The sequence below is a fragment of the Comamonas sp. lk genome (assembly GCF_900564145.1).
Classification (GTDB): domain Bacteria; phylum Pseudomonadota; class Gammaproteobacteria; order Burkholderiales; family Burkholderiaceae_C; genus Comamonas.
In genome coordinates this window covers 2677681-2700978 of sequence record NZ_UOOB01000001.1, presented here as the reverse complement: position 1 = coordinate 2700978, position 23298 = coordinate 2677681, and the positions used below count along the sequence as shown (strand labels likewise).

Below are 23298 nucleotides of genomic sequence, written 5' to 3'. Positions count from 1 at the left end.
CTTGGCGCCTCAAGCCAGCCCCGTGTATCGCTAAGATCGCGGGGTTTGTCATTGCAAAGCCCACCTCAAGGAAAGCGCGACCGCTCTTGTATTTCACCGTCAGCATCGAAGTGCAGATTGTGCTGGCCATCTGCCTTTTCTACGGCTACGACGCTGCTCTGGCCCTGCCATCCCATCAAGGCCTGCTGCGCGCCGGCACCAGGCGCTGGCACGCCCGCCTGGCCTTGAGCGGTTTTGAGCTGCGCCGCGCCTGGCTGTTGTGGCCGCCGATTTTCCTGCCGCACCAGCCGCTTTACCGCCTGAGCTGGGATGCCACGCATATCGCACTGGCAGGAGACGACAGCGCGGTTCAGCGTCTTGTCGCAGATGCGCAACGCTTCAAAGGCTTTGCCCTGCCGATCTATCTGCTGGCCGCCTGGCTGTTTGTACTGTTGCCTGCCGCGCTGCTGGTGCTGCATTCCCAACGGCTGCAATTGATTGCGCTGGGGCTGATTTACCTCACTACCCTGTGGCTATCGGCCCTGGCCTGGCGCCATGGTCGGCGCGGCCATGGCCATGCAAAAGAAGCCCGCTCCATCGCCCTGCAAATCCTGCTGTGCCCCCCGTTTGCACTCAATGTGGTCAGAAAACTGTCCCTGGCGGATGACCATGCCAAACCGGATTTTCTGCTTGCCGCCAAGCAGCTCCTACCTACGGCAGGCTGGCAAAGCCTGGCCGCCCAGGCCCATCAGGCCATTGCCAGAGAATTGCAGGAAATTGCCGAATTACCCGAGCTGGCCAAGCGCCACCAGGCACTGGAAAAATCTCTGCATCTGCTCGCCGCCGAGCTGCCGCAAGAGACTGAATGAGCGCGCAATCATTCATATGAAATCAGCGTCTTCCCCTTGAATAGAAATGGGAAGACGCTATTTACTCAATAGCAAATCAGCCACCAATGGCTAGCAATCGCGCAAGCCAAGGCTTTTGCTGCAAGCGCAGCATTCATCCCGCACAATGTCGGCCTCCGCAACCACCGCACTTGTTCACCATGGCCTTTGCCGACAACCTCAAGCAACTTCCCTCCATCGAGCACATTGCCGAGCTGCAGCTGATCGCCGCTGACGGCAGCCTGGCCGCCAGCATTCCCAATGCACCGGGCAAAGCCGGCTCCGTCACCGTGTACAACGCACTGGCCGTCAAGCACGGCAGCATCAATGTCGCCGCCGCCGAAGAAGGTCTGCAGATCTTTGCCGAGCACACCGACGACGCCAGGGCCCGCCCCGGCGCTCACCCCAATATCGACCGCCTGCTGCAAGTGATTGCCTCGGGCCAAGGCTATGCCGTCAAAGTGATCGCGGCCTGAAGCACAAGCCTGCAAAAACAAGAGCTGCCAGCACTTGATTGACAAGGGCTGGCAGCACTTGATTGACAAGGGCTGGCAGCTTTTTTCATTGAAACAACAGTCTTTGCCCGCTTAAGGCTGTGCCCCTCTGAAGCGCAGTGCAGCCTGGCGCACCACTTCCGGCAGTTGCTGAGCGTCGGCATAACATGCGCGCAGCCAGCTGGCGTCGTTGCCGCCCAGGTTCAGACTGTTGCGCAGCTGCTGCAAGGCCGGCCTGCTCTGCGCCGTGACATAAGGCGTGATGCGCTCCAGCGTGAGCGCAATATGTTCGCGCAGCCCCGATTGTTCGCTGCTCACCGGATCGACATAGCTGCCGTCCAGCCCGAAGCGGCAGGCCTGAAAGCGGTTGTAGGTATAGACCAGATAGTCATCCTCGCTGGGCTCGAACGGGTTCTCGCTCAAAAACCAGGCACCCAGGGCCTGGACATAGGCCGCCAGCTGGGCGGCGCGCTCGATAGACAGCGGCGTGTCGAACACCCGCACTTCCACCGTACCGAACTCGGGCTTGGGCCGGATGTCCCAGTAAAAGTCCTTCATGCTTTGTATTACGCCCGTGGCCGCCACCTTGTCGAAGTAGCGCTGGAAATCCTCCCAGTGCAGGGCAAACGGTGCCCGGCCCGAGAGCGGAAAAGCGAAGACCGAATTGAGCCGGGCAGAGTCGAAGGCCGTGTCCTGGCCCTGGACAAAGGGGCTGGAAGCCGACAGCGCAATGAAATGCGGGATATAGCGCGACAGGCGGTGCAGCATCATCAGCGCGGCATCGGCATCGGGGCAGCCCACATGCACATGCTGGCCGAAGATGGTGAACTGCTTGGTCAGATAGCCGTACAGCGCCGTCACTTCCTTGAAGCGGGGCTTGTCGTAAATGCGCTGCTGGTGCCATTGCTGAAACGGATGGGTGCCGCCGCCGGCAATGGCGATATTGAGGCGATCTGCCGCCTTGACCAGTGCATCGCGGGTCACGGCCAGCTGCTGGTAAGCATCCTGGGCGTCGGTGCAGATGCCCGTCGATATCTCAATCATGCTGGCCGTCACCTCGGGCACGATAGAGCCCGGCACCGGCGTATTTTTCAGCAAGGCCAGCATGTCAGGCGCATAAGGCGTCAGGTCGTAGTGGTGGGTGTTGAGCAGCTGCAGCTCCAGCTCCACCCCCAGCGTCAGCGCCTGAGACGATGCAAACTCGCCCAGGCCGGAAGCGGCGCTGGGACTCTGAATCTCGGTGGTTTCATGTGTCATGGCGTTTCTCCCCTCTCAACAGCGCCGTGCGGCCTATGCCGCGGTGGGCCTCGCCCGAGCGCCACAGCGCAGCCGATGCGGCCAGCACGCCCAGCAACTCGCAAATCACGATCAGCGGCAAGGCAATGGCCGAGACCTGCTGTGCCACGCCAGGGTTCAGCGGCATCCACTGCCAGGCAATGGACGAAGCCAGCACCAGGGCCAGACCAGACAGCGGAAGCTGAGCGCAGGCCACGGGCCACTGGCGCCGCCAGCCCAGGCCCGTGCCGTGGCCCAGCAGCAAGATGGAACCCAGCTTGCCCGTCATGCGCGCCAGAACCACACAAAGCACCACAAAGAACATCGCGCCATTGAGCTGCACCTGCGCCGCCATGCTGGCCACCAGCACAAACATCACCAGATTGAGCATGGCGTTCGCGGCCTGAAAAGCCTGGGGCCAGAGCAGCGGTTTGGCACTCAGATTGCGCAGCAGCAAGCCCGCCACCATAAAGGCGAAAACGGCAGAACCGCCCCAGTGCTCGGCCATCAGGCAGGTTGCAGCCAAAGCAGCCAGCAGATACAGCGCCGTGGTGTCGCTGCGCGATGATTTCCAGCGCAGCACCGGCCATAGTGCCGCCGCCAGCAAGGCCGCCCACAGCAGCGAAAGCACCACGTTATACAGGCCGGCCAGCAGACCGGAGACAGAAAAACGCATCTGCGTCAGCTGCGCGGGCTCAGCGCCCGTGGCGGCTCCCAAAGCAACACTCACCGGCACCCAAGAGGCCGTTAGCACCAGGCCGGCCAGCAGCGCCAGCCAGCTGCTCACCGTCGCCAACAGCACGCTGCGGTCCGTCACCGCGCCGCAGGCGCGCAGATCTTCGGCAATGCGCAGCAGCACTGCAGGCGATGCCGCCATGGCAATCACGCCCACGGCCAGCGCCACCGGCCAGCCCCAGCCCAGGGCTACCAGCAAGCCGGCCGTCAAGCCCAGGGTGATCAAGGATTCGCCCAGGCTTTGCAGCATCAGCCAGGGTTGTTTGAACAGCCAGCGCAGCGAAATCTGCGATGCCGCCACCAGCACGCTGGTGCCTACGGCAATCTCCAGCAGCAGCGCCGTATTGCCTCTGAGCGGCCAGGGCAAATCGCCAAAGCCCAGCCAGCCGGCCACCAGCCCCACAGCGGTATAGCCCAGCATGCGCGGAAAACCGGACACGCGGTGCACCATATGACCCAATAGCGCCGCAGCGCCCACCAGCACACACCAGCTGAGCAGCGCAGGAAAGTGACCCGGTGCCAGTTTTGCCCATAAATCGGCAGAGTGCATAAAGCGCCTTCCTGTATCAAGACCGGCACGGCGATATACGCCATGCGGCCGGGATTTGGCAGGCAGCGTTGCGATACGAGAATGCGGCGAATGCCGCGAGAAAGGCCCAAGGCCTGGAAAGCAACACCTGCAGAAGGCGGCCTGTCCATTGAAAGCAAGCAACACAGGGCGTGAGCCATAGACGCCTGGCATCTGCCAGCCGCCGACGATCCAACCCAAGCCAGGAATCGGCCCCACTGTGTTGGCTGCGCTTAGAAGGCGGCCACCACGCACGCTCCGAATTTCGGAGCGCTAAACACATCATAGAACCATGTGCTCAGCGATTTGGGCTTTGACCTTGGCCTTTTCTTGTTGTCAATTTGCTGTCACCGAAGCAGCGAACGGCCAAGAGCCGGGCTCAGTAACATTTATATAGAAAACGCCTTCAAGCACAATAAAAGCAATCGCCAGCAGCTATCAAATAAAGAGTTACTGCTGACTATCGGCCAAGCCTTGTGCCCAGGCGTCCAGCAGATGACGCGACAGCAGCCTGGGGAGCGGCAGCCGGGTTTCCTAGCCGCCGCCATGCCATCGCTTGCGCCTGACGTAAGCTTTTGTTGTGCTACATCTGTAGCAATTCGCAAATCCGTCTTCAGGCTTTGGGCAGCTTGCCGTCGCGCAGCAAAGCGCTGACCAATTCCACCCAATAGCGCGTACCCAGAGGCAAGACCGCGTCATTGAAGTCGTAATGCGGGTTGTGCAGCGAGGCGCTGTTTTCGCCGTTACCCATCCAGATATAGACGCCAGGACAGGCATGGGCCATGAAGGCAAAGTCTTCAGAGGCCATGCTGGGCTGCATGTCACGGCGCACCTGACCCTGGCCCAGCACCTCGGTCAGCACATCGGCGCAGATTTCAGCATGGACGGAGTTGTTGATGGTGGCCGGGTAGCTCACGCGGTAGTCCAGATCGGCCTGCAGACCGTGCAGCGCGCAGGTGGCGGCAATCGCATCGCGAAAGCGCTGCTCTATACGCGCGCGCTGCTCCATGTCAAAGCAGCGCACCGTGCCGCGCAACTTGATGACTTCGGGCATCACGTTATAGGTGTCACCGGCGTTGAAGCTGGTCACGCTCAGCACGGCGGGCTTGTGCACCTCCTGCTCGCGGGCAATCAGCGCCGGCAGCTGGCTCACCAGCTGGCAGGCCGCCAGCAAAGCGTCCTTGCCAAGATGGGGCATGGCCGCATGGCAGCCCTTGCCGGTCAGAGTCAGATCAAAAATGTCAAACGCCGCCATCACGGCCGTGGAGTGCACGGCCGCCGTGCCCACCGGCAGGCCCGGCCAGTTGTGCATGCTGTAGACAGCCTGCATGGGAAAGCGCTCGAACAGGCCTTCCGCAATCATCTCGCGCGCGCCGCCTTCGTTTTCCTCGGCGGGTTGGAAGATGAAGTTCACGGTGCCGGCAAAGTCCGGCTGGGCCGCCAGCACCTTGGCCGCACCCAGCAGCATGCTGGTGTGGCCGTCATGCCCGCAGGCATGCATGCGGCCCTGGTGCTGGGATGCATGCTCGCACTGGTTGAGCTCATGCACGTGCAGCGCATCCATATCGGCGCGCAGACCGATGCTGGGGCCTTCGCCCAGCGCGCCATGAAGCACTGCCACCACGCCGGTGCCAGCAAGGCCGGTATGCACTTCAAGCCCCCAGCTGCTCAGCAGCTCGGCCACGCGAGCGCTGGTGCGGTGTTCCTTGAACGCGGTTTCTGGGTGGCGATGAAAATCGTGACGCCAAGATTGCAGCTCAGCCAACTCGGGCCAGATCTTGGATGAATTCTTGGGTGATTGGATGCTGCTCATTGCCTATTCCTCGATTCAATCAGTTCACATGGTGTGCACAAACGACTGTGCAATCACCGTCGCAGCGAGAAACACGCCGGCATTGGCCAGCAGCGAAACCACCACAATGCGCCAGCCCAGGCGGCGGAAAGCCGGAATGTCCTTGGCCAGCGACAGACCTGCAAAGGTCAGCATGGGCGTGATCATGGCCAGAAAGCTCACCTTACCGGTCATCGCTGCCACTTCGGCGGCATAAGGCGTGGGGGGAAAGGTCATGGCCATGGCGATGAAAGAAATCCAGCACACGGCGGGCAGCTTGCGTCGGGTGCCCACATAGATCAGATCACCAACCAGCACGGCCAGGATGATGATGAGCACACCCGGCAGTGCATCCAGCATGGGAACGCCGTAACCGATACGGTTGCCAATCAGCACCATGGCGCCCACCAGCAGCCACGAGGCCAGGCGCATACCCAGGCCCAGCATGGGTGCGTGCACGGTTTCCTGTGGCTCGGCCGTCACGCTTTGCTCCACTGCCACCGCCTTGCGGTTGCGGCCCAGGATGGGCTCCAGAAAGCGGTAGGCGCGCACTGCCAGCGGCAAGGAGATGAACAGCGTCAGATAAGTGCCCACCGTGGTCGCAATCAGATTGGCAGCAGCCGCAAAGGTGGCGATCTGGTCAGCCATTTCCGGATGCTGAGCCGCAATCGCGCCCACGGCAGCAGCCGTCATGCTGCCCGAACCCACGCCGGCCCCCATGCCCAACGCCAGCGGGTGAAAAATGTTCAGGCTCGAGACAAAGCCGGCCAGCACGGAAATGAAGATCGCGCCGATCAAGGTGCCGGTGATGTACTCGGCCAGCACGCCGCGACCTTCGGGCGAATCCATGCCGAAGCGCTCGCCCACAATGGCCAAGCCGGGCTCACGGCCGATGGAGAACGTGGCACCGATCGCTTCGCGCTTGATGCCCAGCAGCAGCGCCACCGGCATACCCAGCATGATGCAGCCCACCAGATTGCCAAGTTCCTGCAGCACCAGACCCCAGCCTACCTGCGCCAGTTGCGGCAGCGAACCGCCTACCAGCAAGCCCAGCTTGGCGATGAACAGAAACAGCGCCGAAGACAGAATGGCCGCTGCCAGATGCTGGCTGTACAGGCTGATCTTCAGCGGCGAAGGCAGACGCTTGTTCAGCAAGCCCAGCACCAGACCTATCAGCAGCGCCCAGATCATGGGCAGCAGTACCACCCGACCCACGCCCAGTTCAATCGGCAAAGGCCCCAGCCATTCGGACAGGGCTGCTATCACCAGCGCCAGCGCAAATATCTGCACCACACTGCCCAGGTTCAACGCCGTCTTGGCTCGCTGCATCTCGGTACTCATCGATTTCCTTTTCGGCCACTGTATATGCATACAGCGAGCACTTGCTATGATTCAAAGGCAGAGCCGCAAAGCCTCTACCTTGTACTGGCGGTGAATATATCAATGCATATATTTCATGACTTTGTATTTTCTGTTCTAAAAAAGTGGACACTAGCAGAACCCCGGATCACTCAAGCCCTGCTTCATGCCTGCCTACCAAGACTCTCGCGCCCACTATCTTTATGAGGCCGTCACCTGCGGCTCGGTGCGTGCAGCGGCAGAGAAGCTGGGCATTGTTCCCTCGGCCGTCAGCCGCCAGATCAGCCTGCTGGAAGAGGCTCTGGGCGTAGCCCTGCTGGAACGCCACCGCAGCGGGGTCGTGCCTACACAGGCAGGACAGCTGATACTGGACTACTACCGCCAGCATATGGCCCATCGCCACGACATGCTAGCCAAGATGGATGCGCTGCGCGGCCTGCATAGCGGCTCCGTGCAGGTGGTCAGCGGCGAAGGCTTTGCCCAGGAACTGATTGACGGGCCGATTCGCCAGTTTCGCCAGCAGTATCCCGGCGTGTCCATCTCGCTGGAGATCTACGGCACCAACGAAATCATGCGCCGCGTGCGCGAGGACGAGGCCGAAGTCGGTCTGGTCTACTACCCCCCGGCCGACAGCCATATCACCGCCCGGGGTTCGGCGCGCCAGCCCATGCATGCCATCGTCAACCCCCATCACGCCCTGAGCAAGGCACAAAGCACCTCGCTGCAGGAGCTGACGCAATGGCCTATCGCCTTGCTGCAAGGCGTGTACGGCATACGCCAGCTGGTGGAATATGCCGAGCAGACGGACAGGATTCGCCTGAGCCCCGCTCTCACCAGCAATCTGATCAGCGTGTTGATCAGCTTTGTGACTACCGGCCAGGGCGTGACCTTGCTGCCCCCCTGCTCCATCACCACCGAACTGGCCCAAGGCCGCGTGTGCGCCATTCCCGTCAACAGTCCCACCTTCCAGAATGCGGAAATGCAGCTGATCACGCGCACAGGCCGGCATCTGTCGCCTGCAGCCAACCGTTTTCTACAGTACTGCATGCAGGGCATGCAGGCATTTCAGGCCGCCGCATAAAGCGGTTGGCGGCTGCTACCGTCGAAATGGAACTGGACCAGCCGTCTTTCAAATTCAAGAAAAAGCAGACAGTCTCACTCCACTACGTGGATACCGGATAAATACCTAAAAGCGTGGTAATAACGCTTGAGCCATATCACCCTGGCATTTACCGCCATCGTCCTACAAACACTTTGTTACCCAGCTACCGCAAAATAAGGATATCTCTTGCTATCTCTTTTTCGGCTTTTCACCGAGGTCAAACGAGCGATAAGACAAGGCAGTACGGGCCAGGTTGACATAGGACAACACTGAGAAATGCGACATTGCGCCATACGCTGCCGGCTTTGAATCACTGGCTGCACATGGCTTGCGAGATAAGCAAAAATATACAAGTTAAACAATTTAAAACATTCAAGCGTAAAAAACGGGGGTTTATTTACAGAAGGCTCGGATGAATGCGCAAATCTTGAGATTGCACTGCAGATGCCGGCTTGAGTTGCCTGGACTCGAAAGGCACGAACTCAGGTATTTCCACCTGTTTTCGCGCATCGCTTACACCACACCCATCAGCGCTACTCAATATGCAACAGAGCACTCAACCTAGGGGTAGCAGATTGGCCTTCTGGCAAAGAGTCTGGCCGTTCGCACTGTTGACGGCCATTCTGGTGATCACGGCCGGCACCAGCATTTACATGCTGTCTGCCGTGCGCGGCATTGTTGCCGGCGAAAGCTTCTGGTCCAAATCCCAAAAAGATGCCATCTACTATTTGACACGCTATGCCGAAGCCGGCAACCGCGAGCATCTGGACAAATACCACAGCGCCATGCTGGTGCCACGCGGAGATTCCGATGCCCGCGAGGCGTTGGAGAAAAATCCGCCAGATCTGGCGGCAGCACGCAAAGGCCTTTTGCAAGGAGCCAATCACCCCGATGACATCAATTCGCTGATCTGGTTGCTGCGCAATTTTCGGCATTTCAAATTGATAAAGGAACCCATTTACTACTGGAAACAGGGTGATGAGTACCTGGCCCAACTGGGGCTGTTGGCAACAGAAGTCGAGCAAGGCTATAGCGAAAGCAAGCCGCCAACCAAAGAGACCATCAGGACCTGGAAGCGAGAGATCGGTCTGATCAACAGCGGCGCATCCCCTGCAGCCAAGGCCTTTACCGATTCACTGGGGCAAAGTTCACGCCGCATCGTCTACATTCTTTTGAGCATCAATTGCACCTTGGCCTTGGTGCTGGTCGCGGTCTGGAGTCTGAGCACACACCGTGCGCTGCGCCAGCGATAGCAAACCCAGTCGGTGCTGGATGCCGAAAAAGAACGTGCGCAAGTCACGCTCGCGGCTCTGGGCGATGCCGTGATCACCACGGATGCCCACGGAATGCTCACCTATATCAATCCGGTTGGCATCGGTTTGCTGGGTGCAGGTCAGCAAAGCCCGATTGGCCGCTCACTCAAGCATGTGCTTCAGTTTTACTCCCTGGATTCCAGCTACAGCAGTGAAGTGCTATTGAAGCAACTGCTGAGCGGCGAGGTCACGCGCCGCGACGAGCAGACCCACTGGCTGCGCCGCAACAATCACGGCACGCTGCCGGTCAAGGTGGTGGGCTCGAGCATCAAGAGCGACGGTCTGGTCACAGGCACGGTGATTGTGCTGCGCGATGTCTCGCGGGAGCAGCAGTTCATGGACCAGCTGTCCTGGAACTCCAGCCATGACACGCTGACAGGGCTGGAAAACCGTGGTGAATTCGAGCGCCGGCTGCAGCATCTGCTCAACCAGGGCCGCCATCAGATCAAGCCCTGCTCTCTGCTGTACATCGATCTGGACCAGTTCAAGCTCATCAACGAGACCAGCTCCCATCACGCTGGAGACGAGGTGTTGTGCGAGGTGTCCCGCATGCTGCTGAGCAACCTGCGCGAATCAGACTCGCTGGCCCGCATGGGCGGAGATGAATTCGGCATTCTGCTGGAGAACTGCCCGCCTCAGGCCGCAATGGCGATTGCCGAAAAATTGCGCGCCGCCGCCGAGACCTTACAGGTGCAATGGGGCAACAAAACTCTGCGCACGGGCTTCAGCATGGGCTTGGTGCACATCCCAGGCGATGCCAGCAGCGCAGCCGATTTGCTGCGTCTGGCCGATATGGCCTGCTACCAGGCCAAGGACAAAGGACGCAACAAAGTCTTTGTCTACACCCACAACGACGGCTCCTACAACCGTTATGTCAGCGAAATGGAATGGGTAATGCGCGTGCGCTCGGCACTGGATTCGGACCGGTTTTGCCTGTATGCGCAAACCATTGCACCGCTACAGAATCCCAACGAACGGGGCATGCATTTCGAGGTGCTGCTGCGCCTCAAGGATGAGCAAGGCCAGATCATCGGCCCCGGCGCCTTCATACCGGCTGCCGAGCGTTACGGCATGATGCCCATGCTGGACCGCTGGGTCATCAGCCACGCCCTGCAAAGCCTGGCCCGGCGTCCGGCGGGTTCCCGCCCCGTGGATACCTGTGCCATCAACCTCTCGGGCGCCAGCCTGGATGACGAGGAGCTGCTGCACTTTGTCAAAAAGCAGATTGTGCTGCACGGTATTGCGCCACATTTGCTGTGCTTTGAAATCACCGAAACCAGCGCCATTGCCAACCTCAGCAATGCCACCCGACTGATACAGGCGCTGCGCGCCCTGGGCTGCCGGTTTGCGCTCGACGATTTTGGCGTGGGCATGTCGTCGCTGACCTACCTCAAGCAACTGCCGGTGGACTATGTGAAGATCGACGGCGGCTTTGTGCGCGACATGCTGCAAGAGCCCAGCAACCATGCCATGGTGGAGATGATCAATCGCATAGGCCATATTCTGGGCAAGAAAACCGTGGCCGAATTCGTGGAAAGCCGCGAGATTGCGCAAGCTCTTCAGGCCATGGGTGTGGACTACGGCCAGGGCTATGCCATTGCCCGCCCCACCCCTTTGGTGCCCGAGTACTTTCTGCCAAACTCCGGCGGCGAGCTGCCCCAGTGGTGCGAAGAACTGATCACGCAATGAGCACGCACACCCTGTAAGCCATAAAAAAGCCCGGATGACCGGGCTTTTTTATTGGGAGGGATCAGCGCGGCTTGCGCGGTGCAGAGCCGGGCTTGGCCGCTGCCTTGAACGCCGGTTTGCCTGCGGGCTTGCCACCCTTCACACCGGCGCGCGGAGGCAGGCCGGTATGCTGGCTCAGCATCTGACCGGGCTTGGGCTGGGCGGTTCTGAAGCGCACATCGCCCTGAGGCTCGTTCGATTCCTGGGTGCGGCGACGCACAGCCACGGCCTTGCCTTCCTTGTTGACGGTATAGCCTATGCCACCGCCACTGCCGGACTGGGTGCTGTTTTTCTTGCGGGCACTTTGATAGCTGCCGTCCACCATGGGCTGGAAGGTAGGAATCAGATGCTGCTTGCCGTTGCCGATCAGATCGGAACGGCCCATGGCCTTCAAGGCCTCGCGCAGCATGGGCCAGTTGTTCGGATCGTGATAGCGCAAAAAGGCCTTGTGCAGACGGCGGCGTTTTTCACCACGCACGATGTCCACACGCTCCTCGGCCTCGTCGCGCATCTGGCGGCGCACCTTGGTCAGCGTGTTGCGGCCGCTGTGGTACATGGCCGTGGCGGTGGCCATGGGGCTGGGGTAGAAGGTCTGCACCTGATCGGCGCGGAAACCGTTCTTCTTGAGCCAGATGGCCAGATTCATCATGTCCTCATCGCTGGTGCCCGGGTGGGCGGCAATGAAGTAGGGAATCAGGAACTGCTTTTTACCGGCCTCTTCGCTGAATTTCTCGAACAGCTGCTTGAACTTGTCATAGCTGCCGATGCCGGGCTTCATCATCTTGTTCAGCGGGCCGGCCTCGGTATGCTCGGGCGCGATCTTCAGATAGCCGCCCACATGGTGCTGTACCAGCTCCTTGATGTACTCGGGCGACTTCACGGCCAGGTCGTAGCGCAGGCCGGAGCCGATCAGAATCTTCTTGATGCCGGGCAGCTTGCGCGCACGGCGGTAGATCTTGATCAGCGGAGCATGGTCGGTGTGCAGGTTCTGGCAGATGCCGGGGAACACGCAACTGGGCTTGCGGCAGGCCGCTTCGATCTGCGGGCTCTTGCAGCCCAGGCGGTACATATTGGCCGTGGGGCCACCCAGGTCGGAAATGGTGCCGGTAAAGCCCTTGACCTTGTCGCGAATCTCTTCGAGCTCCTGGATGATGGAGTCTTCCGAACGGCTCTGGATGATCCGGCCTTCGTGCTCGGTGATCGAGCAGAAGGTGCAGCCGCCAAAGCAGCCGCGCATGATGTTGACCGAGGTGCGGATCATCTCCCAGGCGGGAATCTTGGTCTCGCCATCATGGCTGCCCTTGCTGTCGGCATAGCTGGGGTGCGGGTTGCGGGCGTATGGCAGACCAAACACCCAGTCCATCTCAGCCGTGGTCAGCGGAATGGGGGGCGGGTTCATCCACACATCGCGGGCCGTGAGGCCTTCGCCGTGGGCCTGTACTAGCGCGCGGGCGTTGCCGGGATTGGTTTCCAGGTGCAGCACGCGGTTGGCATGGGCGTAGAGGATGGGATCGCTCTTGACTTCCTCGTAGCTGGGCAGACGCAGCACGGTGCGGTCACGCGCAGGCAGCTTGGACTTGCTGCGCAGCGAGAGATTGGGCACGAATTGAATCGTCTGCACCTGGGCCACCGATGCAGCATCTTTTTGGCCTGTAGCGCAAGATGCGCCTGCGCCGGAAGCTACATTTTCAGGAGTATCTCCCTGCGTGCCATCTTCCTTGGAGCAGGTCTGGCCTTGGGCCTCGGCCTGCTCGCTGGTGGTCATATAGGGATTGATATGCGGCTCGACTTCGCCGGGCTCGTCCACCGTGGAGGAGTCGACTTCAAACCAGCCCTCTTCCGAGGCGCGGCGGAAAAACGAGGTGCCGCGCACATCGGTGATGTTCTCCACCGGCTCGCGCGAAGCAATGCGGTGAGCCACTTCGACCAGAGCCCGCTCGGCATTGCCGTACAGCAGGATGTCGCACTTGCTGTCCACCACGATGGAGCGGCGCACTTTGTCGCTCCAGTAGTCATAGTGGGCAATGCGGCGCAGCGAGCCTTCGATGCCGCCCAGCACGATGGGCACATCCTTGTAGGCTTCGCGGCAGCGCTGGCTGTAGACGATGGCGGCGCGATCCGGGCGCTTGCCGCCCACGTCGCCGGGCGTGTAGGCATCGTCGGAGCGAATCTTGCGATCAGCCGTGTAGCGGTTGATCATGGAATCCATGTTGCCGGCCGTCACACCCCAAAACAGGTTGGGCTTGCCCAGCGCCTTGAAGGCTTCGGCGCTGGTCCAGTCGGGCTGGGCGATGATGCCCACGCGAAAGCCCTGAGCCTCCAGCACGCGGCCGATGACCGCCATGCCGAAGCTGGGGTGATCCACATAGGCGTCGCCCGTGACCAGGATGATGTCGCAGCTGTCCCAGCCAAGCTGATCCATCTCCGCACGGGTCATGGGCAGGAACGGCGCCGGGCCAAAGCGCTTGGCCCAGTACGGTTTGTAGCTGGTCAGCGGTTTGGCATCGCGATGAAAAAAGGAAACATCAACCGGGGCGTTCATGTGCAGTGGGCTCTAGCGGCCAGTACGGGGAAAGAACCGGTCAGTGTACGTTTCTCCCCCTGGCCTTGCATGTGCAAGGTCTTGCAAATGCAGGGGCAGGACTTTGAAATTCATAGCAGGCAGCGCATTCGTTGACTGGAAATCAAGCGTTAACAGAGGTCAAATCCAGTCAGCGCATGCGCAACCCACTTTCAAATCCATAGCAAGACCGGTTTTCCCGACGGTCACTCAGTCTTTTTTCGTACCGGTGACCTTGCCCGTCTCGGCATCCAGCCTGACGCTGGTCACCACATTGTCAGCCTGCAGCAGCTTGACCTTGTAACTGGTCTTGCCCCAGTCCGAATCCAACTGGGCCTCCACAGGCTTGCCTGGCGTGTGGGCCACGGCGGCATCCACGGCCTGGGCCAGCGTGATCTGGGCCTCGGCCAGATACTTGGTGTGCTTGCGTTCGGCCTTGCCCTTATTCTTTTCAATCGCTGCATCGCCGGTGGCGGCATTCACGCGCAGCTTGATTTCTTCGTTGGCCGGCGACACCAGCGTCACCGAGTAGTAGGGCGTCGCGCCTTTCTTGCCGGCTTCCAGCTCGGCCTCTATGACTTTGCCGGGAGCCACAGTCTGGGCTTTTTCCATGGCCTGCGTGATGCCCACGGCTGTCGTTGCGGTAAGGGCCTGCCACTCGGCCGCGGATTTGGCCATGGCAGGTGCGCCAGCCAAACCCAGAACAATGCTCAAACCCAAGGCGGTGCTGCTCAGTTTCATTTATTCATCTCCTGATCAACGGTAAAGCAATTGAAAACCGGCCTGCCGAAGCGGTATTCGCGGCATGCAAAACCGGGCTCAAGCGCCAGCGGCCTTGCTTGCCTGTTGCAAAAATACAGGCCTGCCTACCCTTGTAACCCCATCGGCCTTCTATAGCCAGCCTAGTTGCTCAATAAATAAGTACAAAAAACCGGCAATTCAAGAGTTCAAGCCATACAACGCAACAAAAAAGCCCGCCAGGCAGTTGCACCGGCGGGCTTTTAAAACGGCATTGCTGCGCAGCGGCTTACAGATCTCGCTGAGCGGCGGCAATCAGTTCGCCAACCAGCCCGGCATCGCCAAGGCGATTGGCGGCCAGCAGCGCCAGCTTGACCAGAAAGAGTTCGGATTTTTCCGCCCCCACGGCATCGATCGCCGTGGCCAGCTGGTCGTACACGGTTTCCAGAGCGCCGATATCCAGGCCGGCCGCTGAAGCCAAAGTGTTTGCTGTTGTCATGGGATTCTCCTCGTGGTTCAGGCGGGCAGCGCCAGATTGAAAGCAGCTTGCAGGCGGTTGGCGTCCAGCGCCATCCAGCGGGCGCAGACATGCTGGTCGGGCCGCAGCAGATAGGCCGCACCCTTGGCCATCACGCCATAGCGGGCGCGGCAGCTGCCGTCCCCATCGTGCAGTGTCAGATCTGCTCCCTCCACAGCCGCCACCGGCTGGCTGCTCACGGCAATCAGGCCCACGCCCACGCCTCTGGCCTTCACGCCATCGACCACCCGACGCAGTTCGGCGGGAACGGCCGCACCATCGTTGAAGTACAGCAGATCAAAACCGCCGCCCAGATGGTCGAGCAGATAGCTGTCGGCCGCAAAACGCACGTTGACGGGCGGCGCGCCATGGGCCGGGCCGGCCTTGAACAGCAGATTGTCGTCACCCACGCTGTTGAGCGGAGACTGGGCGTACTCGTGCGGGCGCGAGGTGCGCCAGTGGTAGAGCGGCCCGACAAAAGGCTGGCTCAGCGACAGCGACAGCACGGCATCGCGCAGCAATCTGAAGCCGCGGGTGGGCGGCGCCATAAAGCGCGTGCTCTTGCCGGCTTCCTCCACAATCTCGCGGGCCGCGCCCACGCGCTCGCTGCTATAGCTTTGCAGCAATTGAGGGCTGGCCGCGCCCTTGGCCACCAGGGCCAGGCGCCAGCCCAGGGCCTGCGCATCCTGAAAGCCGGTATTGGCGCCGCGCACGCCAAAAATAGGCAGCATATGGGCGGCATCGCCGGCAAAGATCACGCGGTCGTGTACGTAATTGGGCAAGGTCAGAGCGCGGGCCGAGTAGACCGAACTCCAGTCCATCTCCCAGGGTGTCCCGCCAAAACCTATCATCTCCAGCTGGGCATCGATGCGGGCCTTGAGCGACTCGGGCTTGAGCGCATCTTCGGGGTCTTCACCGGCGGGCAGCTGATAGTCCACACGCCAGATACCATGCGGCTCGCGGTGCATGAGTATGGTGTTACCGGGGTTCCAGCTGGGGTCGAAAAACGCCAGGCGCTCGGTAGGCAAAGGCAGGTCAATGCGGATATCGGCGATCACAAACCGGCCTTCGTAGGAAGCGCCTTCCATCTGCAGATGCATGGCGCTGCGAATTCCCGAACGCGCGCCGTCGCAGGCCACCAGCCAGTCGGCTTCCAGCGGGTAGCAGCCCTCAGGCGTGTCCACCTCGGCAACGGCTTTGCCGCCCACCTGCTCCACCCGATTGACCCGGTTGCCCCAGCGCAGCTCGATCAGCGGATGGGCCTGCACGGCATCAACCAGATACTCCTCCAGATACTGCTGCTGCAGATTGATCATGGGAAAGAAACGGTCATCGTCGGCGCGGGCGTTTTCCATGCGGAACACACGCTGCCCGCGGTAAATGCTGTTGCCAAAGCACCAGGGCAAGCCGGTCTCCGTCACGCGGTGGGCCACGCCGACCTGCTGCAGGATTTCCATGGAGCGGCGCGTGAACACGATGGCGCGGCTGCCTTCAGATACCTGCAGCTCCGATTCCAGCACCACGCAGCGCTGGCCGTGGCGGGCGATCTCCAGCGCCGTGGTCAGGCCCACGGGGCCGGTACCGACGATGACGATGGGATGGCTTTGCGCGCCTGGGTGCTCGGATGGCAGCCAGGGCTGGTTGACGCGGTACTGGTAGTAAATCGAGCGGCGAGGCTGGGCATAAGGCTGGTGCATATCTTGTCTCCTGAGGCTGCGCGGCCGTCTGTTCGCTTGGCTTGCGTTTTTCCGGCGCGCCTTGATCGGCCTTCTCACGGGCTTGAAGCCAAGTGTAGAAAAGCCGCTCTATCGGGATGTCACCATATGAGGACATGAAAGCGCCGGCTTGCCATGCGCCAAAGGATTTTAAATAAAACAAGACTCAAGAGCAGGCGCATCATGCGCAAGCTGCTATCAAAACAGCTTTAAACCTCTGCCGGCTCCATCAGCAAGGCAAACAGCTCGCGCTGGCCTTGTACGCCCAGCTTGGCGCAGACGCGCTTGATATAGGTGCGGGCGCTGCTCACGGTAATTCCCAGGCACTGGGCCAGCGCATCGGCATCCAACCCCTGGGCCAGGGCGCGCACCACATCCAGGTCGCGCGGCGTGAGCTGCTCGAAGCGCTTGCTCAGCCGTGCCAACACCAGGCCGACCAGATCGTCCTGCAGCGTCTGGCCCGCGTAGTGCAATCGCATGGCCTGCATGACCAGGGGCGCAAACGTCTCGATCAGCGCAATCGCGCCCGCATCAAACACCCCGTGCTCCTCGCCCCGGTAGAGATTGACCGACAGCCAGCGGGCGTTTTCCTGCAAGTACAGCAAGGACACGCGCTCGGCAATGCGCGGCAGCGTGTAGCAGATCTGGCGGTACTCGGGGTGCTGAACATCGCCCGGCCCCTGGCGGTGCAGCCACACGCGTGGCTTGGCATGCGGGTCCTTGGCCAGCCGCGCAAGCTCGGCCTTCATCACCTGCTGGGAGCCGTCCAGAGGGTAAAAGCGCTCGCTGTAGTCCTGCGAAATCATGGGCAATGCACCGGTACGCGCTCTGTCGCCCATGCCCACCACGCGCGGGCGCGCCATGCCCTGAAAGGAAAAAATCGTGCACTGGGCAAGCGGCACCTGGCGGCCCAGCAAATGCAAGATCTGCTCGGCCACGCCATCACTGCTGCTGCGCCCCACTTTTTCCATCAAGGCTGTGACATCGGCCAGCGCCACGGGCAGCACGGCCGTCTGGGCTGCTGCGGGCAGCAGCATCCAGTGCGAGGCCTGGACTTGATTCGCGCTTGGATTGACGGCATTCATGGTGAGGAGGCGTGGCGGCAAGAAACGGTGAGGCAGCCCGCATTGTCAAGCCAGTCGCCCATGAAAAATCCGGCTGCCACCTGGGTGAGCCGCCGGATTTTTCATGGAAAGAGCAAGACATTCAAACCGGAGCGACGGCTGGCCAGCTACCACTCGCCCACGTCGCGAATGCGCTGCACCCAGTCGACCTCCTCTTCGGGCTGCACACCTGCCACCCACTGTCCATTGCCTTGCTCCCATTCCAGAGGGGGCGGAGACAGATGTTCGCGGCCAAAAGTATGTTCATTGGCAGGAAGCTCGATGCGATGCGGTGTGGTCATGGCAGTCTCCTTTGCTGCAAAGCGTACGCCAGTCGCCCTGCAAACAGTGTAGGAAAAAGAATCTGTGGCGTGTCTACCTCATCTGGCGGGCACGTCAGCCCCGGCCATTGCCCTGCCGCTTTGGCGGCACGGCCTTGACTACAGGCAGCAAACCAAGCGTCCAAGCTGTACGCACCGGCTTTTGCGGCTATGCTGCGGCCCGCTATGCCCCAGACTCTACGCACCCCCGCCCACAGTGATTTGCTGATCAAGAAAAGCCGCTTCATCGGCTGCGTGCAACCCATGACGGACCGCGCCAGTGCACAGGCCGTGGTCGATGCTTTGAGGCGCGAGCACCCGGGCGCAGCCCATGTCTGCTGGGCCTTGCTGGCCGGCGGTCAATCGGCGGCCGTGGATGATGGCGAGCCCAGCGGCACGGCGGGACGGCCCATGCTGGACGTGCTGCGCCATCAGGATCTGGAAGGCGTGCTGGCCACCGTGGTGCGCTATTTTGGAGGCGTCAAACTGGGAGCAGGCGGACTGGTGCGCGCCTATACCGATGCTGTCGCCCAAGCCTTGCTGACGGCCGAAAAAGTGGCGATTCGCCGCATGCAGACGCTGTGCTGCACCGTGCCTTATGCACTGGAAGGTCTGGTGCGCCGCCAGATCGAGCAAGCAGAGGCCGAGCTGCTGCAGGTGGAGCATGGCAGTCTGGTGACGCTGCACTTTTGCCTGCCCGAGGCGCAAGCGCAGGAGTTTATGGCCAGACTCAATGAAAGCGGCCAGGGCCGCGTGGGTTGGATAGAGCACCAAGCCTGACGCCCCGACGCCGCACGCAATATGCAGCGCAAGGCGGCTTGGCCAGGGCTGTTTAGTCGGCCAGCACCACGCCCAGCTTGGCGAGCTTGGATGCCAGCACATCACGACGGCGCATGGCTTTGGACGCTGTTTCACTTGCCGTTGCAATCGCTCTGGGGCCCTTGGTTGCCACCACCTGGATGAGTGCGGTTTTCTTGGCTGCCTCGGCAGCGACCTTGCGGTAGCTGGCGATCAGTGCAGCATGTGGATTGGCTTGGTTCACGGGAACTCCTTGTTTAACAACGCGCATTGTTGCGTCTAAACACCGGCCTGCATCCAACAAATCCGTTTTAAGCCGCAATTTCATACTTTGCAGCGCCATCCGCTCCAGCCCGGCATGGAAAACAAGACTGCATCGCGGTAATCTGGGAGCTTCATCGGGTTCAACGCGCCAAGCGCAAAGGAGTCACGCATGCTGGACTGGAACGAATACCGCAAGGAACTGGCGGGCCGACTGGGCGAGTTTTCACAGCTGTCGCCCGGCACCATGGAAGGCTACAAGGCCCTGGCCGCCGCCGGCAGCAAGACCGGCCATCTGGATGCCAAAACCCGCGAGCTGATTGCCATCGCCGTGGGCGTGACCACGCGCTGCGACGGCTGCATTGCCGTGCATACCAAGGCCGCCAAGGCTGCCGGCGCCAGCAAGGAAGAAATTGCCGAAGCCCTGGGCGTGGCCGTGGCTCTCAATGCCGGTGCGGCCATGGTGTATTCGGCCCGCGCGCTGGATGCGCTGGGCGAGTAAAGCAAGCGCCTGAGGAAAAAACGGCCGGCCCAACGCAGCGCCTCGCCGTTTTTTCAAACCACTCAAATCGAGCTGCCGCTCACCATTTGTTCCGCCATGGCACAAGTGCTTGTGCGCTACGGTGCTTCATCTTTGCCGCCCAATGCTTCAGACTTGGCGTCTTCTTCAAGGACAAAAACATGAGTATTCCCGCATTTGGCGTCGGCACTTTCCGCCTCAAAGATCAAGTCGTTATCGATTCCGTGCGCAATGCGCTCGATCTGGGCTACCGCGCCGTGGATACGGCACAGATTTACGGCAATGAAGCCCAGGTGGGCCAGGCGCTTGCCGAAAGCGGCGTGGCACGCGATGCGCTCTTTGTCACCACCAAGATCTGGACCGACAACTACAGCCAGGCCAAGCTGATCCCCAGCCTGCAAGACAGCCTGAAAAAGCTGCGCACCGACTATGTGGACTTGACGCTGATCCACTGGCCGGCGCCCGGCAACGGCGTGGAGCTGGAGGAATTCATGGGCGCACTGGCCCAGGCCAAGGCCCAGGGGCTGACGCGACAAATCGGCATTTCCAACTTCAACATCGAGCTGACCCGCCAGGCCATTGCCGCCGTGGGCGCGGGCGAAATTGCCACCAACCAGATCGAGCTGAGTCCCTATCTGCAAAACCGCCAATTGACGGCGTTTCTCACCGAACAAGGCATTCAGACCACCTCGTACATGACGCTGGCCTATGGCAAGGTGCTCAAGGATGCGGTGCTGGCCGAGATTGCCGCCAAGCATGAGGCCACTGTGGCCCAGGTCGCACTGGCCTGGGCGCTGCAGCTGGGGTATGCAGTGATTCCCTCATCGACCCGACGCGAGAATCTGGCCAGCAATCTGAAGGCGCGCGAGCTCCAACTCGATGCCGACGATATGGCGCGCATCGCCCAGCTGGAGCGCAACGGCCGCGAGGTCAACCCCGAGGGACTGACACCCGTCTGGGATTGATGGCTGAGCGTTGAACACCGGGAAAAACAGCTTGCAGCGCTTTTATCAATTGCGCTGCAAGCTATTGATTCAATAGCAAACTAACCATCCACGGGATGCAGCGGCGTCTGTAGCGTCAGCTGATAAAAAGCCAGATCCAGCCAGCGGCCGAATTTGAAGCCCACCTGCGGCATCTGGCCCACATGCGCAAAACCCAGGCGTTTGTGCAAGCCGATACTGCCCTCGTTGGCGGCATCGATGGCACCCACGATGGTGTGCACATCGCCACGGCGGCGGGCCTCGGCAATCAGCAAATCCATCAGCTGCCTGCCCAGGCCCCGCCCGCGGTGCTCGGGGTGCACATAGACCGAATGCTCCACCGTGTACTTGTAGGCCGGATAGGCGCGAAAACTGCCGTAGCTGCAAAAGCCCAGCAACTGGCCCTCGGTGTCCTCTATGCCTATTACCGGCCACTGGCCGGCGCGCTTGGCCTCAAACCAGCTCACCATGTTTTGCGCCGTGCGCGGCTGGTAGTCATAAAGCGCGGTGGAATGAACGATGGCGTCGTTCAAGATATCCAAAATCGCACCCGCGTGGCGCTCATGTGTGCATTGCACAATCTTCAGTTCATTCACAGATCTCTCCGGCTGCAGGGCCTGCGCTGCATCATGCCACTGCCAGCCGCCGCTTTTGGCAAATTGCACGTGGTGCAGCGTGGCGCTCGCACCACCGACGGCTTGACCGCTGGCCTGCTCTGCCTACAATCGCCCACTTTGCACCATTCACGAGGTCTTACACCCATGCGCTATTGATGCCGCCGTCTTGCTGACGGCCACCTCCCCACTCCCTGTTTCACCGCGTGCACGACTTGCAGCGGCCTCCATGGCACAGGGGATGTCTGGCATTCATCGCTTGGGTTTTTATGACCGAACCTCGTTTGACGCTTCATGGCGTCTCTTATGTGCTGCCTACGGGCAAAACGCTTTTCTCTGATTTATCCGCCAGCTTTGGCGCGCAACGCACCGGCCTGGTCGGTCGCAACGGCGTGGGCAAAAGCCTGCTGGCGCGCATTCTGGCCGGCGAGACCGCGCCCAGCAGCGGCAGCGTGGCCCGTTCGGGCCGCGTGCATTATCTGGCGCAAGATCTGCTCCAAACCAACGCTGATCAGACCGTGGCCACTCTGGCCAGCCTGCAGCCCACATTTGACGCATTAGCCCGCATAGAGCAAGGCAGCTGCGCCGACCACGATTACGAGTTGCTGGCCGAGCGCTGGGACATACGCCCGCAATTGCAGGCCGCGCTGCACGCCGCTCATTTGACTGGCCTGCATGCAGACGCCCCTACCCGGCAACTAAGCTGCGGCCAGGCCATGCGCGTGGCCCTGGTGGGCGCTCAGCTATCGGGTGCGGATTTCCTGATTCTGGATGAGCCCAGCAACCACCTGGACGCCGCCCACCGCAGCGCCCTGGCCATGCAGCTGCGCCATTGGCGTGGCGGCCTGCTGCTGATCAGCCATGACCGCAGCTTGCTGAACGCCATGGATTGCATGGCCGAACTGGCATCAAACGCCCTTACCTTCTATGGTGGCAGCTATGATTTTTACTTGAACAGCAAACGGCAGCAGGAACAGGCCGCGCTGCAGACGCTGACCCAGGCCAAGCTCGAGCGCGACCGCCAAGAGCGCAGCTTGCATGAGCAACAGCAGCGCCAGCAACGCCAGCAGGCAGCGGCGAACCGGGCCGGCAAGAACGCAAATCAGGCCAAGCTGCTGCTGGGCACGCAAAAAGCACGCAGCCAGGCCACGGCCGGGCGGCTGGCCCAGCAACAGACCCAGGCCAGAGAGGCTGCGCAGCAGCGCGTGCGCGAGGCAGCCCAGTCCATTGACTGGCAGGCCGCCAGCATTTACCTGCATGTGCCGCCGCTGCAGGAGTTGCTGCCGCCAGAGCGTGTGGTGACAGCACTCGACGCCGTGCAACTGCCCTGGAGTTCCCAACTACCAGCGGTTTCGCTGCGCTTGCAGGCGGGCCAGCGCATCGCCATCACCGGGCCCAATGGCTGCGGCAAATCCACGCTGCTGCGGGTGCTGGCAGGCGAGATAGAGCCGCTGCAAGGCAGGCGCCAGATGACTGCCTCTTTTGCCTGGCTGGACCAGCGGCTGAGCAGCCTGGACGATGAGCTGTCGGTGATCACTCAGCTGCAACAGGCAGCACCACGCACGCCGCAGGGATTACAGCGCATGCGCCTGGCCCAGTTGGGGCTCAATGCCAGCCATATGGATCAACCATGCCGTTTGCTCAGCGGGGGCGAGCGCCTCAAAGCCGCTCTGGCCTGCGCGCTCTACCGCGATGCAGCGCCGCAGATGCTGCTGCTTGACGAGCCGGACAATCACCTGGATCTGCCCTCGCAACAGGCGCTGCAAGCCATGCTCTGCCAATACCCGGGCACGCTGGTACTGGTCTCGCACGACGAAGCCTTGCTGCAGGCTCTGCAGCTGACGCACCGCCTGGCGATCAGCGAAGCCGGATGGGAGCTGCTGGCGGTGTAAGCCGCT

The 23298-nt window shown here is 61.2% G+C and carries 21 protein-coding genes; 9 read left to right on the top strand and 12 right to left on the bottom strand.

Annotated elements, in window-relative coordinates; genetic code table 11:
- The first annotated feature begins 86 nt into the window (after positions 1-86).
- Both EAO39_RS12335 and EAO39_RS12330 read left to right on the top strand, forming a co-directional pair.
- The gene (locus EAO39_RS12335; RefSeq protein WP_120967763.1) at positions 87-848 is read left to right on the top strand and encodes a hypothetical protein; all 762 of its coding nucleotides are present in this window, start codon (positions 87-89) and stop codon (positions 846-848) included.
- A gap of 179 nt (positions 849-1027) precedes the next feature.
- Complete coding sequence (locus EAO39_RS12330) at positions 1028-1342, top strand: DUF2322 family protein (RefSeq protein ID WP_120971016.1); 315 nt, start codon at positions 1028-1030, stop codon at positions 1340-1342.
- 111 nt (positions 1343-1453) lie between these two features.
- Here EAO39_RS12330 and EAO39_RS12325 read toward each other — a convergent pair whose 3' ends face one another.
- From EAO39_RS12325 to EAO39_RS12310, 4 genes are all read right to left on the bottom strand, one after another.
- Entirely contained in the window at positions 1454-2617 is a 1164-nt protein-coding gene (locus EAO39_RS12325; protein ID WP_120967761.1) for a YbdK family carboxylate-amine ligase, read from the bottom strand.
- The gene (locus EAO39_RS12320) at positions 2607-3920 is read right to left on the bottom strand and encodes a cation:proton antiporter (protein ID WP_120967759.1); all 1314 of its coding nucleotides are present in this window, start codon (positions 3918-3920) and stop codon (positions 2607-2609) included. The genes EAO39_RS12325 and EAO39_RS12320 overlap by 11 nt, the downstream gene beginning before the upstream one ends.
- A 631-nt stretch (positions 3921-4551) precedes the next feature.
- Entirely contained in the window at positions 4552-5751 is a 1200-nt protein-coding gene (locus EAO39_RS12315; RefSeq protein WP_120967757.1) for a M20 aminoacylase family protein, read from the bottom strand.
- A 24-nt stretch (positions 5752-5775) separates the two neighbouring features.
- Positions 5776-7110 carry a DUF3100 domain-containing protein gene (locus EAO39_RS12310; RefSeq protein ID WP_120967755.1) on the bottom strand — a complete coding sequence of 445 codons (1335 nt, stop codon included), beginning with the start codon at positions 7108-7110 and terminating at the stop codon, positions 5776-5778.
- A gap of 184 nt (positions 7111-7294) precedes the next feature.
- Between EAO39_RS12310 and EAO39_RS12305 the strand changes: the two genes are divergently transcribed.
- The 3 genes from EAO39_RS12305 (at position 7295) to EAO39_RS12300 (ending at position 11232) form a co-directional block, all read left to right on the top strand.
- Complete coding sequence (locus EAO39_RS12305) at positions 7295-8209, top strand: LysR family transcriptional regulator (RefSeq protein ID WP_120967753.1); 915 nt, start codon at positions 7295-7297, stop codon at positions 8207-8209.
- Positions 8210-8805: 596 nt separating this feature from the next.
- The gene (locus EAO39_RS22975) at positions 8806-9483 is read left to right on the top strand and encodes a hypothetical protein (protein ID WP_240466980.1); all 678 of its coding nucleotides are present in this window, start codon (positions 8806-8808) and stop codon (positions 9481-9483) included.
- Positions 9484-9495: 12 nt separating this feature from the next.
- Positions 9496-11232: an EAL domain-containing protein gene (locus EAO39_RS12300; RefSeq protein ID WP_240466979.1), complete on the top strand. Its 1737-nt coding sequence runs from the start codon at positions 9496-9498 to the stop codon at positions 11230-11232.
- 61 nt (positions 11233-11293) lie between these two features.
- On the opposite strand, the gene EAO39_RS12295 is transcribed toward EAO39_RS12300, so the two are convergent.
- From EAO39_RS12295 to EAO39_RS22560, 6 genes are all read right to left on the bottom strand, one after another.
- Positions 11294-13813: a YgiQ family radical SAM protein gene (locus EAO39_RS12295; protein ID WP_120967751.1), complete on the bottom strand. Its 2520-nt coding sequence runs from the start codon at positions 13811-13813 to the stop codon at positions 11294-11296.
- A 228-nt stretch (positions 13814-14041) separates the two neighbouring features.
- On the bottom strand, positions 14042-14572 hold the full coding sequence (locus EAO39_RS12290; protein WP_120967749.1) for a PepSY domain-containing protein: 531 nt from the start codon (positions 14570-14572) through the stop codon (positions 14042-14044).
- A gap of 286 nt (positions 14573-14858) precedes the next feature.
- Positions 14859-15068 (bottom strand): DUF2783 domain-containing protein, encoded by a 210-nt coding sequence (locus EAO39_RS12285; protein ID WP_120967747.1) that lies wholly within the window; start codon positions 15066-15068, stop codon positions 14859-14861.
- A 17-nt stretch (positions 15069-15085) separates the two neighbouring features.
- Positions 15086-16783, bottom strand: coding sequence for an FAD-dependent monooxygenase (locus EAO39_RS12280; RefSeq protein ID WP_120967745.1), 1698 nt, complete (start codon positions 16781-16783; stop codon positions 15086-15088).
- 227 nt (positions 16784-17010) lie between these two features.
- Positions 17011-17886 (bottom strand): LuxR C-terminal-related transcriptional regulator, encoded by an 876-nt coding sequence (locus EAO39_RS12275; RefSeq protein WP_120967743.1) that lies wholly within the window; start codon positions 17884-17886, stop codon positions 17011-17013.
- A gap of 146 nt (positions 17887-18032) precedes the next feature.
- Positions 18033-18206, bottom strand: coding sequence for a hypothetical protein (locus tag EAO39_RS22560; protein WP_162989545.1), 174 nt, complete (start codon positions 18204-18206; stop codon positions 18033-18035).
- A 204-nt stretch (positions 18207-18410) separates the two neighbouring features.
- Here EAO39_RS22560 and EAO39_RS12270 point away from each other — a divergent pair, with 204 nt between their 5' ends.
- Positions 18411-19004, top strand: coding sequence for a YigZ family protein (locus EAO39_RS12270; protein ID WP_120967742.1), 594 nt, complete (start codon positions 18411-18413; stop codon positions 19002-19004).
- Positions 19005-19056: 52 nt separating this feature from the next.
- On the opposite strand, the gene EAO39_RS12265 is transcribed toward EAO39_RS12270, so the two are convergent.
- Positions 19057-19266, bottom strand: a complete 210-nt coding sequence (locus EAO39_RS12265; protein WP_120967740.1) for a hypothetical protein — start codon at positions 19264-19266, stop codon at positions 19057-19059.
- Positions 19267-19455: 189 nt separating this feature from the next.
- Between EAO39_RS12265 and EAO39_RS12260 the strand changes: the two genes are divergently transcribed.
- Both EAO39_RS12260 and dkgB read left to right on the top strand, forming a co-directional pair.
- Positions 19456-19785 carry a carboxymuconolactone decarboxylase family protein gene (locus tag EAO39_RS12260; protein WP_120967738.1) on the top strand — a complete coding sequence of 110 codons (330 nt, stop codon included), beginning with the start codon at positions 19456-19458 and terminating at the stop codon, positions 19783-19785.
- Between the two features lie 179 nt (positions 19786-19964).
- A complete protein-coding gene (dkgB, locus tag EAO39_RS12255) occupies positions 19965-20768 on the top strand; it encodes a 2,5-didehydrogluconate reductase DkgB (RefSeq protein ID WP_120967736.1) in 804 nt (267 codons plus the stop codon).
- Positions 20769-20848: 80 nt separating this feature from the next.
- On the opposite strand, the gene EAO39_RS12250 is transcribed toward dkgB, so the two are convergent.
- Positions 20849-21382 (bottom strand): GNAT family N-acetyltransferase, encoded by a 534-nt coding sequence (locus tag EAO39_RS12250; RefSeq protein WP_120971013.1) that lies wholly within the window; start codon positions 21380-21382, stop codon positions 20849-20851.
- Between the two features lie 287 nt (positions 21383-21669).
- On the opposite strand from EAO39_RS12250, the gene EAO39_RS12245 reads away from it, so the two are divergent.
- Complete coding sequence (locus tag EAO39_RS12245; RefSeq protein WP_120967734.1) at positions 21670-23292, top strand: ABC-F family ATP-binding cassette domain-containing protein; 1623 nt, start codon at positions 21670-21672, stop codon at positions 23290-23292.
- Positions 23293-23298: the final 6 nt, after the last annotated feature.

Excerpts from the sequence above, each read along its gene's own strand:
- EAO39_RS12330 (WP_120971016.1), top strand. The coding sequence starts at position 1,028 with ATGGCCTTTGCCGACAACCTCAAGCAACTTCCCTCCATCGAGCACATT.
- EAO39_RS12325 (WP_120967761.1), bottom strand. The coding sequence starts at position 2,617 with ATGACACATGAAACCACCGAGATTCAGAGTCCCAGCGCCGCTTCCGGC.
- EAO39_RS12320 (WP_120967759.1), bottom strand. The coding sequence starts at position 3,920 with ATGCACTCTGCCGATTTATGGGCAAAACTGGCACCGGGTCACTTTCCT.
- EAO39_RS12315 (WP_120967757.1), bottom strand. The coding sequence starts at position 5,751 with ATGAGCAGCATCCAATCACCCAAGAATTCATCCAAGATCTGGCCCGAG.
- EAO39_RS12310 (WP_120967755.1), bottom strand. The coding sequence starts at position 7,110 with ATGAGTACCGAGATGCAGCGAGCCAAGACGGCGTTGAACCTGGGCAGT.
- EAO39_RS12305 (WP_120967753.1), top strand. The coding sequence starts at position 7,295 with ATGCCTGCCTACCAAGACTCTCGCGCCCACTATCTTTATGAGGCCGTC.
- EAO39_RS12295 (WP_120967751.1), bottom strand. The coding sequence starts at position 13,813 with ATGAACGCCCCGGTTGATGTTTCCTTTTTTCATCGCGATGCCAAACCG.
- EAO39_RS12290 (WP_120967749.1), bottom strand. The coding sequence starts at position 14,572 with ATGAAACTGAGCAGCACCGCCTTGGGTTTGAGCATTGTTCTGGGTTTG.
- EAO39_RS12285 (WP_120967747.1), bottom strand. The coding sequence starts at position 15,068 with ATGACAACAGCAAACACTTTGGCTTCAGCGGCCGGCCTGGATATCGGC.
- EAO39_RS12280 (WP_120967745.1), bottom strand. The coding sequence starts at position 16,783 with ATGCACCAGCCTTATGCCCAGCCTCGCCGCTCGATTTACTACCAGTAC.
- EAO39_RS12275 (WP_120967743.1), bottom strand. The coding sequence starts at position 17,886 with ATGAATGCCGTCAATCCAAGCGCGAATCAAGTCCAGGCCTCGCACTGG.
- EAO39_RS22560 (WP_162989545.1), bottom strand. The coding sequence starts at position 18,206 with ATGACCACACCGCATCGCATCGAGCTTCCTGCCAATGAACATACTTTT.
- EAO39_RS12270 (WP_120967742.1), top strand. The coding sequence starts at position 18,411 with ATGCCCCAGACTCTACGCACCCCCGCCCACAGTGATTTGCTGATCAAG.
- EAO39_RS12260 (WP_120967738.1), top strand. The coding sequence starts at position 19,456 with ATGCTGGACTGGAACGAATACCGCAAGGAACTGGCGGGCCGACTGGGC.
- dkgB (WP_120967736.1), top strand. The coding sequence starts at position 19,965 with ATGAGTATTCCCGCATTTGGCGTCGGCACTTTCCGCCTCAAAGATCAA.
- EAO39_RS12245 (WP_120967734.1), top strand. The coding sequence starts at position 21,670 with ATGACCGAACCTCGTTTGACGCTTCATGGCGTCTCTTATGTGCTGCCT.